Raw genomic sequence first — 11,078 nt, 5'->3', positions numbered from 1 at the left:
CGAAAGGGCTGCATGAAGCAGCGGGACTTCAGGGCCAGAGACCCGCTGTCTGAGGGCGGGTCTTGGCGATCAGAAGCCCGAAGGAAGCAACAAGGCGGATGGGGGAAGGTTCCGGAACTCAAGGAGGTTAAAAGATGGCGAAAAAAGTTCGGGAAGTGGAGATTAACAGTCGGGAGGATACCCTGACATTGATGGGGCCGGATGTTCGGCCGTGGCCGGTGACACCGCCTCCTTCCCCGGAGGAAGTGACCGCCGTGTATGCCCGAAGAAAGGCGGAAGAGTTCGGTAAGTGGTGTGAAGATAATCTGCGCATCGAATATGCCCGAGGAAAACCTGAAGCGCTTCAAGGTGTTCGAGTTATATCGTGCGGGCTGTGGCGCATGGGGCATAAATTTGCAGCTGGTCTTCTTGGGGAGCTTGGCGCAGAGGTGATCAATGTGGAACCGCCCACGGGGGATCCTATGCGCAAGCTCACGCCTTTTGGCCGCGAAGAATATATGCTGGAAGACAAATCCGGCACCAAATGCGGCTTGGATTTTATTCATGAAGTCCGGAACGCTTATTCGGTGACCCTTAACCTGGAAACGGAAAAAGGGCGCGAGCTCTATACCAAATTAGCCCAGCATGCGGACATCCTCATTGAGGAATACCCTCCGGCATACATGGATGAGCGGGGCATAGGGTATCGACAATTGTCGCAAATCAACCCTAAACTCATTTATTGTTGGGTTGGAGAGCTTGGCCAGTGGGGCCCCATGAAGGACAAAGTATCCAAGTACGGCCAGTGGATGCTGGATCCTTTTGGTCAGGCGGCCTGCTCTTTTGTTCATAATACAGGTTTTCCCGAAGATTTGCTCCCTCGGGGTAAGGGCGGCGATCCTACTCGGTCGGGCGTGTGGTTTGCCGATTACGTGGCCGGCGAACAAACGGCCGTGAACGCTCTGGCGGCGCTTTACTGGCGCGATGAATTCAGCGGAGAAGGCCAATTTATTGAAACCACGTCGGCCGAAGCCCTCATGGAGATCTTAGACTTCGACATCACGTGGTACGGGTTCAACAAGAGCATCAAGGCCCGCACGGGCGGTTGGGACCCCAACCTGAACCAATATGCCTGGAACCCCTGCAAGGACGGCTACATGATGATCGGCGGCCAGACGGACCGTTTGTGGTACCGCATCGGCATGTGCATTGAGCGGGAGCTGCCCATTTTCGGCCGTCTGATCCACGAAGACCCGCTCCTGAAGGAAATGGCCGCCCGCAATGCTTTGCAGGCCCTCACGAAAACCTACACCATGACCGCCATGTGGCTGCGGAATATCAACCGCCTGGAAGCCGAAGAAAAGCTCATGCAGTACGAAATCGCGGCCGGCCCGCTCCTGTATATCGATGAAGTGGCCGAGTTCCCGCACTTCAAGTATCGCCCGTGGGTCAACGTGCTGGAGGATGAGGAATACGGAACCCTGATGTATTCCGAGGCCACCACCGCCTATCAGATGCGGACACCTGCCCGTGTCAAATGGCTCGGGCGGCCTTTGGGCAAAGACAATGCCGAAGTGTTCATGAAATACATCGGCTTGAGTCAGAGTGAACTGAGGGAACTCAAGGAACAAGGAGTGGTCTAAGATGAAAGATCAGAGAGTGACCAGGATCGAAGATCTACCAGGGCCCAAGAGTCAGGGGGAACTGGAAGAAATGAAGATGCCTTATGAAGAGTATTGCCGAAAGGTCTTCGCCCCCGGCCAGGAGAAGACCAAACCGGAGTCCCTCAAAGGCATTCGATGGTTGAGCACCACCATGTACATCTTTACGCCCCATTCAGTGGCCAACCTGGCTGAACTGGGGGCCGAATGCATCAAAGTGGAGATGCCTCGCATGGGTGATCCCATGCGGCACACCTCTCCTTTCAACGAATGCTACCTTTACCCTCTCCATGACTCGCGCCCGATGACGGGTACGGGATTGGGTTTTACCAATGCCAACAGCAACGAGTACTTTATAACCATGGACTACCACGCGCCGGAAATGAAAGAAGCCTTTTATCGGCTCGTGAAACTCTCCGACGGCCTCACCGAGTGTTATCGACCCGGAACCTTTGATCGCTGGAAACAGAGCTACCGGTACCTTCAGGAGCTCAATCCGCGCTTCATTTACGTTTGGGGCGGCGGTTTCGGTTACGGGCCCAAGGTCTTTGGCGGTTCCTATGACATTCTCGGTCAGGCCCATGCCGGCTTGGCCAGTGTCACCGGTTTCCACGAAGACTTCGGGGGCCACTGCACCAAACACTCCAACTGGTGTATCGACTGGTACTCCGGCACGCAGATCACAGTGGCCATTTTGGCGGCTCTCTATTGGCGCCGCAAAACGGGACTGGGTACCATGATCGAATTTTCGCAGGTTCAGGCGGCCACCCGCTGCCTGGGCTATGCCGCTCCGCTCTACGGCCGTTTCGGCATTGTGCGGCAGCGCTGGGGCAACTGGGATACGCAGCTTTGTGTCCATGGAATCATTCTGTGCGGCAAGAGCGATTATCCCGATGAGCCCAACCCGCAGCTCAAATACGAAGCCCGCTACGCCGTGGTGAGCGCCTTTAATGATCCCGATTTCAAAGAGTTGTGCGCCATCATCGGCCGCAACGACCTGTGGGATCAGTACAAGACCCTGCAAGATCGCGTCCGGCCGCAGGCGCAAATGACCATCTACAAGGCCCTGGAAGATTGGGCCGCCGACAAGACACGATCCCAGGTGGTGAAGACCTTGACGGATGCGGGGCTTCTGGCCATGCCCGTCATGAATGATAAAGAGGTGTACGAATGCGAACATTTCCGCCAAAGAGGCACCATCCGGTGGCTTGAAGATCCGGTCTTTGGCGATGTACTCATCCAAAGCGGCTACAGTGCCGGCCTGATGAGCAAGACGCCGCGTCGAGTCAACTGGATTTGGCGGCCTGTGGGTGCCGATAACGTTAAAATTTATCACGAAATGCTCGGGTATCCCATGAGCAAGATCGAAGAGTGGTATGAAAAGAACCTCATCTAGAGGGGAGGAGCCGCCGATGTGTGATATCATTTGGTGCAAGGATTGTGATACGGTCAATTACCTGGACCCGTATTACTTCTGGAATTGGGAAGGTAAGATAAAATGCGCCGGGTGTGAAAACGTTTATTATATTTACATGATACAGGGCCATATGTATAAGGGTCCGGACAAGAAACCGGGCGAGAAACCGGATATTCTGCCCGTATACGCCGACAAACCCAATGACGGCTATGAGGAGATTCTTCCCGGAACGCCAGGAAAGACCCGTCCATACAATTGCCTGCCGCGCCACATCTATCTTGGCAGGGCCGATATGGTCAAGTTCAGCGCCCGCGGCCGCCCGGTGCGTGGATGGCGCCCGCAGCCGCCGTCCACCGGAGTGGCGGGATCCTGCAGCTATACGTGGGACATTCAGAAACTTTCGCCTGAGGTCTGGCAGGAATACCAGGAAAAGATCAAAAAGGGCGAAGTGAGTGAATGGTAAAAGAAAGGAGTGGTGCGACCATGGCAGAATTGACCCCGCGGCAATTTCTCGACACCGTTCTGGTGCCCGAGAAGCAAAGTGACCATATTTGTTGGCAATGCGCCCATCTCAAACCGGTTCTCAAGGGTTCGAAATTTCCGCCAGCGGACATCATCGGCTGGTGCAAAAAGATCCACTGGCCCCACTACTGGTGCGTAGCGGACTTCAATGTGGTGAAAAAGTGCTACGCCTTTGAAGCGAAGTAGTAGGATGCCTATGCAGGACGCACTGTTGGAACAGGCACGGATCCAGGCAGCTCAGGAACTGGAGCGCCTCAAATCCATGGTGCTCACCTGGAAGGCCAGTTACGTGGACATGGCGGACGGTGACGGGACCGACGATCACCTGGTCTGGGAATTTGTCCAGGAGATCGAGGAGTACATGGGACCCTTTGTGCGCCGCATGCACATGACCCAGCAGTTGGACGACGATCAGGTGAGCGCCTTTTGGGATTTTTGTTACGGGCAGGTCAAGGACTTGCGGTCGCTTTTATCGACGTAAAAGGAGGGTGAGCATGCCCGAAAAATGCCGAGTGAGCGTGTGCGGATTTGACCCCATGCTGGTCCGGGGTTATGTGAAAACGGGCTACAGGGCCCTGTGGTGGTATCTGCCGGATGACGTCTACAACGACTTCAAGGTGCAACCCGGTGACAAGGTCATTGGGAGACTGCTTGCCGTCTACAACCCCAAAGGGGAAAAGACGGCGGAACCCAACGAAGACTTTCGGTGGGAAGCCAGCAAGGAAACGGGCTATGCCGTGGTGTTGCCTCCCGAGGTCATCACCAAGTACGAACTCACCGAGTTTCATTTCATCGAGCTGGTGATCAATAAGATCAATGAGGTCGATGTGTATCCCGGTGAAGAAAAAAAGACCAAGTGGTGGCCGAAGGAAAAAATGAAACTGAGCTACTTCCTGCCCTATGCGGCGCCCTAGACCATTACAGGAAGGGCCTTCCGTGACGCGTACAGGCTCAAGGAAGGCCCTTTGCGTATCCACAGCGGCCGAGCGTTCGGCATGCAGCGATGTCGAATGCCGACCCACGGCACGTATCCCTCCCGACCGGCATTCCTTTTCGCTTTCTTCTGAGGTGCGAGGGAGCGGTCACCCACACCCCTAGGGCCACCTGTGTATGGAAAGGATGCGCATGCAAGCGATCCCTCGCGAGGACGAATACGAAAACCGACAGTGCACACCCTACGATTTGGAAAAGCCCACGCAGGCCTGGACGCGCCTCGGCGAAATGTTCGACGGCGATGCGGCCCTGTGGCAAAGCACATGGTTTCTCGAAGGTTACAACTTTTCTTCCAACATTTACATCATTGAAGATGACGGATTGACGGTCGTCGATCCCGGAAACGATTATACGGCGTATCTGCAGTTTTTCGATCTGGGCTTTGATCCGGCGCAGGTCAAGCGTGTCGTCATCACCCACGGTCATTTCGACCATGCCATGGGGGTTCTGGAGCTGTGCAATTACCGAGGCATTCGCGAAAAAGGCTCCATGGAAATCGTCATGCACGAAGCCGGCCCGGAAGAGCTCAAGAACAACCTTGCACCTTTATCGTTTCCCCTGCGGTTGGTTCAGGGCGGGGAGACGGTGCACACGGGACGTTTCTGCTTTCAAGTCACGCACGTTCCGGGCCATACCTTTGACGGTATCAGTCTTTACCACAAGGACACGCGAAGCCTTTTCAGCGGCGATGCGGTGCTGCCCTACGGCCTTTCGGCGCCGGACAAACACGGCGGCGGACGGCTCGACCACATGCTGCAAACCTTTAGAAATCTCCTGTACATGGACATCGACCACGTGATGCCGGGGCATGGCTGGCCAGTGTTCGGGCTGGGTCGAAAGGTTCTGGAAGCCAGCTATGAGGAAATCATCAAGCATCTTCTGGGTGTGAGTCGCGAGCTGTCGTGCGAGGAGGCGGCCCAGCACCTCATGGGCAAGGGCTGTTTGGAAGAAGCCCTCTATTGCGTGGAGAAAACCTTGCGCTACCAGCCCTCCGACATAACCGCCCTGCGGTATAAGGTCCTGTGCCTGAACGATTTGGGCCGCTTTCAAGAGGCTTTGAAAAGCCTGGAGGTGCTGAAAAGCGTGGTGCCGAGCCCGGATGAGGAGGGGGAGCGGTTCCAGTCCATGGCCATGGGGTATGCCCTGATGGGCCTGGAGCGCTATGAGGAGGCGGTGGCCGCCTTTGACGATCTGCTCAAGCGCCACGGTCGAATGAAGGAAGCTTTGGTGTACAAGGGCATGGCCCTGCACCTTGCCGGTCGACACGATGAAGCCATGGATATTGACGAATTCCGCAATGAATTCGTCGGGCGATATAAAGAAGAGCTCATGAAAAAGGTGTCGGCGAAGGGGGAGGCGCTCATGGCCCGAACCGGCACGGCGCCAGGGTGATTCTGTAAAGCCTTGTCTTCGCGGTGCCCGGGAGCGGTTACGGCCCGAGTGCGGCGCTCAGAAACATATGGTGATCAGAAAGGAACCCTCAAAAGTTTTTTTGTGGGTTTCCCGCGAGGAGATTCGTGCGCACGCGCTCGAAGCCTTAGCACACGTGGGGGCCCCAACGGAAAGCGTCCACAGCCTTTCGGCTCTTATGAAAGGTCTCGCGAACGTGGGCCATGGCATTGTGATCCTGGACAGTGAGGCTGTCCATCGCCATGGGCCGACGATCTACGGGCGCTTGCGAGCGGCATGCAAGACGTGCCGTCTCATTCTTCTGTGTGCCCAGGATTCTCGCGGGTTGATTCGTGAAGCCATGGAAGCCGGGGTATACGGGTGCGTTGTGGAACCCTACGCGCCATGGGAAATGCAAACCATGGTGCGCCACATTCTTGCCGACTTTGACCATGAAATGGTGAGCGGCGGAGAGACCCCCCCCAAGAACAAAGCCGTCGATGAAATTCCTCACCCTTGATCCCCGGCCCTTTGACCCCCCTCACAAGCTGTCCGAACAGCGCCTGCTCTGCTTCCCTTTAGGCGTGTCGGAGAATGCCGTTTCTCAACGTTCGCAGGGAATCACGCACCCAGCGCAGGAACCGCTTTCTCGTGGTCCGAGAGTTCGCGGAGGGCAAAAAGGCCGTCCCTTCGAAAGCGTGGGGGGCGCGGATGCCCTCGATCCGAACCCGGGAACCCTCAGACCGCATTTTTCAAACGGCCCCGCAGGCTGCTTTCATGGAATCGCCGCCAGACTTCGGTCCGCATCGACGACGGCTAAAGGCACGTCCTGCTTTTCGGCCGCCGGAACTGTATGGGGGCATAAGAAAAGGGGCGGTGCTAACCGCCCCTTGGCGAAAAACCGGCCTCTGACCTTACCAGTTAAAAACCTTGTCCAGTTCCTCGTCGGGCACGTCAAAGGTGACGTTGTGCGGAGGGAGGGTTTCCTTTTTGAAATAATCCGGCAGGCGGTCAGCCTTGCTTGTGAACCCGGCCCTCAAATTGAAGTCCCGCTCCATGCTAAGAACCTTTTTCCCCAAGGCGGCCACGTCGTCTGCGGTCATGTTCAGGCCGTAAAAGGCATTGATCATGTCCACCAGAGCTTGAAAGGTATCCGGCTGATCCAAAAGGGCAAAGGCGATAAAGAGGCACATGCCCGTGGAGTCGATGGCGGCCGTGGCGATTTGCAGATTGCGGGAAAGTTCCACCTGCCCCTGTGGAGACAAGGGATCCACATCGCCGCCGACCTTGAGGATGTTCGTGGCGACGGCGTACCCCGCTGTATGGTCTGCGCCCATGGTGCTGGTGGCATAAGTGACTCCGATGCCCTTGACGGCTCGAGGATCGTAGGCGGGCATGGCTTGGCCCTTGACCACCGGAACACGTTCCACGCCAAAGACCTTTCCTGTAACCGCAGCACCACTGCCCAGAATGCGTCCGAGTGTTGTGCCTTTACCCACCTCCTTGACCAAGTCGATGGCCGCCTGAGCGTCGCCGAATCGAGCGAGGCCGGCGTCCATGGCCACGGCGATGGTTGCGCCCATTTCAATGGTGTCGAGCCCGATGTCATCATCCAGAAAATCCAGTTGGGCGATGGCATCGAGATCGTCAATGCCGCAGTTACCCCCATGGGCCCAGACGGTTTCGTATTCCGGCTGCTTGCTGATGTAGTTGCCGTCTTTGTCCACGTAGATGCCGGAACACCGAATCACGCACCCACGATGGCACCCATGGGTGGGATTGCCTCCGCGAGCCTTTTCCGTCTCGGCCTGCGTCTCCCCGCTGATCTTGGCGGCTCCGGCAAACCGGCCTTCCTTGAAGTTATACGTGGGATAAGCGCCCGCCTCATTGATGACGTTGGTGAGCACATTGGTGCCGTAAGCTGGAAGTCCCTGGCCTGTCACCGGATGACGGCGAAGACCTTCCACGAACCGCTTGTTGGCCTCCTTGAACTTTTCTGGATCTTTAGGTGAGCGCATTTTGGCGCCGCTGTCGTCCAGCACGATAAGTTTGACGCCCTTGGATCCCATGACCGCTCCCACGCCGCCTCGGCCGGCATGGCGCGTGGGACGCAATTTCGGATCCGTACAGGCCACCGAGGCGGCGGCCAGTTTCATTTCGCCGGCTTGGCCGATGGAGATACAGGCGATTTTGTCGCCGTATTCTTCCTTGGCCTTTTCCACCGTTTTGTAGTTGCCGAGTCCTTTCAGGTCGTTGGCGGGAAGGACCTTGACTCCTTCGTGATTGATCACGATTCTGTACAAAGAGTCGTCCTTGGGTTTACCTTCCAGAACAATGGCCGCGTAGCCCAAACGCCCCAGCACCTGCGCGGGTTGGCCTCCCGCGTTGGCTTCTTTGATTCCACCGGTGAGCGGGCTCTTGCAGCCCACAGAAATGCGTCCCGTCATGGCTCCCGTGGTGCCGCTGAGCAGTCCCGGAGCGATAACCAGTTTATTTTCCGCGCTTAGAGGGTGACACGTGGGCGGGACTTCCTTGGACACAATGGCCGATGTCATGGCTCGGCCCCCAAGTCCGGCATAATCCCCCAGCGGTTCAACGGTCACTTTGGGACCACCTTCCGCTCCCATATTCACACGTAAAATCTTGTCCATCCCTTTACCTCCTGTCTTTCAGCATGGGTTTGAGACCTTAAGAAACGCCCTTGTGCAAAGCCGAAAAACGGCCGTGCCGACCACTCTACAGGAAGACGGCGGCAGCTTTTCGCAAAACTTTTTCCACCTGCACAGGTTGATAGCCCACAATGACCTGATCATCCACTATGAGCGTAGGAAAGCTGGAGGCAGGATTGACCTGTTTGACGGCGGCAAGAACAGCCGACCGTTCATCTCCCGTCAGGAGATCCACAAGCGCGAGTTCATACGGCACATTGTGTTCCTGCAAGAACTCTTTGAGCCGACGGCAATGGGGGCACGTGAGCAGAGCGTACAACATAACTTTTGGTGGATTCGCGGGCCGTGGTTCATTCATGGAGACTCCTTTTCGGGCCCGTGGCGCCCCCCTGGGAAGCATCTTAGCGGCAAAGCTTTTCTGACCCCGATGGTCTCTAGAAAACACACTTTTGTTTCAATGTAAAGTCCACCAGCCGGTGTGTTCGAACCCTCATGGATTGGTGCCTTTGGAGTCTGCTCTAGAATGGCTCTTCGGGTCCGTTTTTGTCGCATGCTCAAGGAGGGCCGCAAAGCGCGATCAGGCCTCGCGGCTTGCGCCGCTCCTACTGCAGATCTTCTCGGACGGCATCCTTTGGCCAAGGCGGCCGTTCATGACATGCCGCAGGCCTCACATGCCAGCTGATTCCGTGCATCGACTTCAGTTCGCCCGGATGATCGAAGGGGACGTCTAGGCGTCTGACACTGCGCGATGTTCGGGGCTTGATGCTAAAAACGGGCGAAATTGGCGGTGCCGGACAATCTCCAGGTCGGGGTGAGCGCCTACGGGTCAAGAAAAAACCCGGCCCCCCATTCAGGGGTGACCGGTCTTGGCTGAGGGGTTTGTACCAAGGGCCGTTGCGAAATGAAAAACTGGCGTTTCAGAAGATCGTGAAGCCAACGGGCTCTTTGGGGCCTTAAAGAGCGTTCTTGCAAATCTGAATCACATTCTCCAGTGAGGGGCACCGAGGGTTGGTCAGGCCGCAGGCATCATTTTGAGCGTTTTGGGCCATCGTAGGAATGTCCTTTTCCTGAACGCCCAGTTCGCGGAGGCCGCGAGGAATGCCCACATCTTGAGACAGGGTGACGATGGCTTCCAGAGCCTTTTCCGCAGCGCTTCGCGTGGAAAGGCCGGAGATGTTCTCGCCCATGGCTGCGGCGATGTCGGCAAACCGATCCATTTTGGCGATCAAGTTGAACCTTTCCACATGGGGAAGCAAAATGGCATTGCACACGCCGTGAGGCAAGTCATAAAAACCACCCAACTGATGGGCCATGGCGTGCACATGACCCAGGCTGGCGTCGTTAAAAGCCATGCCCGCAAGATATTCCGCGCAGGCCATTTTGTCCCGAGCTTCCACGTCACCGCCGTTGGCGACTGCCGCACGCAGGTTTTCCGAAATGAGTTGAATGGCCTTTAAAGCGCAAGCGTCCGTGACCGGCGTGGCGATGGTGGAGACATAGGCTTCCACTGCGTGAGTGAGAGCGTCCATGCCGGTGGCCGCGGTAAGAGCTGGTGGCATGCCCATCATGAGCAAGGGGTCGTTGATGGCCACATTGGGCGTCCCCTTCCAATCCACAATGGCCATTTTCACCTTGGTGTCCGTGTTGGTGATGATGCAAAAGCGGGTCATTTCGCTCGCTGTCCACGCGGTGGTGTTGACGGCGATGAAAGGCGGCATGGCTTTGGATGATTTGTCAATGCCTTCATAGTCGCGAATGTGTCCACCATTGGTGGCCACAATGCCGATACCCTTGGCGCAGTCGTGGGCGCTGCCGCCGCCGAGCGAGATAATGAGATCGCAGCCGTTTTGTTGAAAAACCTTTAGACCGTCATGAACATTCACGTCCGTGGGGTTGAGGACCGTTTCATCAAAGACCACCACATCCCGTCCGGTGTCTTTTTTGAACATTTTAATGATTTTGTCGGCGATTCCGGCTTGTACGATGCCTTTGTCGGTGCATAAAAACGGCTTCGTGCCGCCGAGCACTTTGATTTGGTTGCCGATCTCCTTGTGGGCTCCAATGCCCATCAAACTCACCGTGGGAATGAAAAATCCGTACACTTGTTCTCGAACCGCCATGTCAGGCCTCCTTGTGAGTCTTGAGGTTTTGGGCAGGCGCACACCACTGAAAAAGGGCGCGACTGATTCGCTGATCAATAAGAGTGCCAAAAAGAAAAATCATGGAGTATCAAATTATTAGAACACCGACGGCAAGACAGGCGTTGAGCCCCTGTGGCTTTTTGCCCCGTTGCCCATTTGTGCTCCCGACTCCAAGGCATGATTGTCCCGCAGTGGCGAGACCATAGAAAATCTCGGCTCGCGAGACGTTTTGTCCTGACGTGGCGTCCTGGTGTGTCAAAGGGATACACCCATGGGGGCGGTGCTACTGTTCCAGCCCGTAGGCCTT

The 11,078-nt window shown here is 56.4% G+C and carries 11 protein-coding genes; 8 read left to right on the top strand and 3 right to left on the bottom strand.

Going from position 1 to position 11,078, the window contains the following annotated elements; all coding sequences use genetic code 11:
• Positions 1-134: 134 nt before the first annotated feature.
• The 8 genes from ACUVSA_RS00160 to ACUVSA_RS00125 all read left to right on the top strand — a co-directional run bounded on the left by ACUVSA_RS00160 (position 135) and on the right by ACUVSA_RS00125 (position 6,481).
• Entirely contained in the window at positions 135-1,622 is a 1,488-nt protein-coding gene (locus ACUVSA_RS00160; RefSeq protein WP_445893345.1) for a CaiB/BaiF CoA transferase family protein, read from the top strand.
• A 1-nt stretch (position 1,623) separates the two neighbouring features.
• Positions 1,624-3,036, top strand: coding sequence for a CaiB/BaiF CoA transferase family protein (locus tag ACUVSA_RS00155; RefSeq protein WP_445893344.1), 1,413 nt, complete (start codon positions 1,624-1,626; stop codon positions 3,034-3,036).
• Positions 3,037-3,052: 16 nt separating this feature from the next.
• Positions 3,053-3,520 carry a hypothetical protein gene (locus ACUVSA_RS00150; RefSeq protein WP_445891293.1) on the top strand — a complete coding sequence of 156 codons (468 nt, stop codon included), beginning with the start codon at positions 3,053-3,055 and terminating at the stop codon, positions 3,518-3,520.
• A gap of 20 nt (positions 3,521-3,540) precedes the next feature.
• On the top strand, positions 3,541-3,765 hold the full coding sequence (locus ACUVSA_RS00145; protein ID WP_445891294.1) for a hypothetical protein: 225 nt from the start codon (positions 3,541-3,543) through the stop codon (positions 3,763-3,765).
• 4 nt (positions 3,766-3,769) lie between these two features.
• Entirely contained in the window at positions 3,770-4,060 is a 291-nt protein-coding gene (locus tag ACUVSA_RS00140; RefSeq protein ID WP_445893343.1) for a hypothetical protein, read from the top strand.
• Between the two features lie 13 nt (positions 4,061-4,073).
• Positions 4,074-4,493, top strand: a complete 420-nt coding sequence (locus ACUVSA_RS00135) for a hypothetical protein (protein ID WP_445893342.1) — start codon at positions 4,074-4,076, stop codon at positions 4,491-4,493.
• Positions 4,494-4,704: 211 nt separating this feature from the next.
• Entirely contained in the window at positions 4,705-5,964 is a 1,260-nt protein-coding gene (locus tag ACUVSA_RS00130; RefSeq protein ID WP_445891297.1) for an MBL fold metallo-hydrolase, read from the top strand.
• Between the two features lie 196 nt (positions 5,965-6,160).
• Positions 6,161-6,481, top strand: coding sequence for a hypothetical protein (locus ACUVSA_RS00125; protein ID WP_445893341.1), 321 nt, complete (start codon positions 6,161-6,163; stop codon positions 6,479-6,481).
• Between the two features lie 394 nt (positions 6,482-6,875).
• On the opposite strand, the gene ACUVSA_RS00120 is transcribed toward ACUVSA_RS00125, so the two are convergent.
• The 3 genes from ACUVSA_RS00120 to ACUVSA_RS00110 form a co-directional block, all read right to left on the bottom strand.
• The gene (locus ACUVSA_RS00120; protein WP_445893340.1) at positions 6,876-8,612 is read right to left on the bottom strand and encodes an aldehyde ferredoxin oxidoreductase family protein; all 1,737 of its coding nucleotides are present in this window, start codon (positions 8,610-8,612) and stop codon (positions 6,876-6,878) included.
• An 85-nt stretch (positions 8,613-8,697) separates the two neighbouring features.
• Positions 8,698-8,988: a glutaredoxin family protein gene (locus ACUVSA_RS00115; protein WP_445893339.1), complete on the bottom strand. Its 291-nt coding sequence runs from the start codon at positions 8,986-8,988 to the stop codon at positions 8,698-8,700.
• Positions 8,989-9,583: 595 nt separating this feature from the next.
• The gene (locus tag ACUVSA_RS00110; RefSeq protein WP_445893338.1) at positions 9,584-10,750 is read right to left on the bottom strand and encodes an iron-containing alcohol dehydrogenase; all 1,167 of its coding nucleotides are present in this window, start codon (positions 10,748-10,750) and stop codon (positions 9,584-9,586) included.
• Between the last annotated feature and the right edge of the window lie 328 nt (positions 10,751-11,078).

The organism is Desulfosoma sp., assembly GCF_052743555.1.
The sequence above is the reverse complement of the archived record's forward strand: the minus strand, read 5'-3'. Positions and strand labels throughout refer to the sequence as shown.

Bases quoted from the DNA above. Each gene is read 5' to 3' on its own strand.
- ACUVSA_RS00160 (WP_445893345.1), top strand. From the start codon at position 135: ATGGCGAAAAAAGTTCGGGAAGTGGAGATTAACAGTCGGGAGGATACC.
- ACUVSA_RS00155 (WP_445893344.1), top strand. From the start codon at position 1,624: ATGAAAGATCAGAGAGTGACCAGGATCGAAGATCTACCAGGGCCCAAG.
- ACUVSA_RS00150 (WP_445891293.1), top strand. From the start codon at position 3,053: ATGTGTGATATCATTTGGTGCAAGGATTGTGATACGGTCAATTACCTG.
- ACUVSA_RS00145 (WP_445891294.1), top strand. From the start codon at position 3,541: ATGGCAGAATTGACCCCGCGGCAATTTCTCGACACCGTTCTGGTGCCC.
- ACUVSA_RS00140 (WP_445893343.1), top strand. From the start codon at position 3,770: ATGCCTATGCAGGACGCACTGTTGGAACAGGCACGGATCCAGGCAGCT.
- ACUVSA_RS00135 (WP_445893342.1), top strand. From the start codon at position 4,074: ATGCCCGAAAAATGCCGAGTGAGCGTGTGCGGATTTGACCCCATGCTG.
- ACUVSA_RS00130 (WP_445891297.1), top strand. From the start codon at position 4,705: ATGCAAGCGATCCCTCGCGAGGACGAATACGAAAACCGACAGTGCACA.
- ACUVSA_RS00125 (WP_445893341.1), top strand. From the start codon at position 6,161: ATGAAAGGTCTCGCGAACGTGGGCCATGGCATTGTGATCCTGGACAGT.
- ACUVSA_RS00120 (WP_445893340.1), bottom strand. From the start codon at position 8,612: ATGGACAAGATTTTACGTGTGAATATGGGAGCGGAAGGTGGTCCCAAA.
- ACUVSA_RS00115 (WP_445893339.1), bottom strand. From the start codon at position 8,988: ATGAATGAACCACGGCCCGCGAATCCACCAAAAGTTATGTTGTACGCT.
- ACUVSA_RS00110 (WP_445893338.1), bottom strand. From the start codon at position 10,750: ATGGCGGTTCGAGAACAAGTGTACGGATTTTTCATTCCCACGGTGAGT.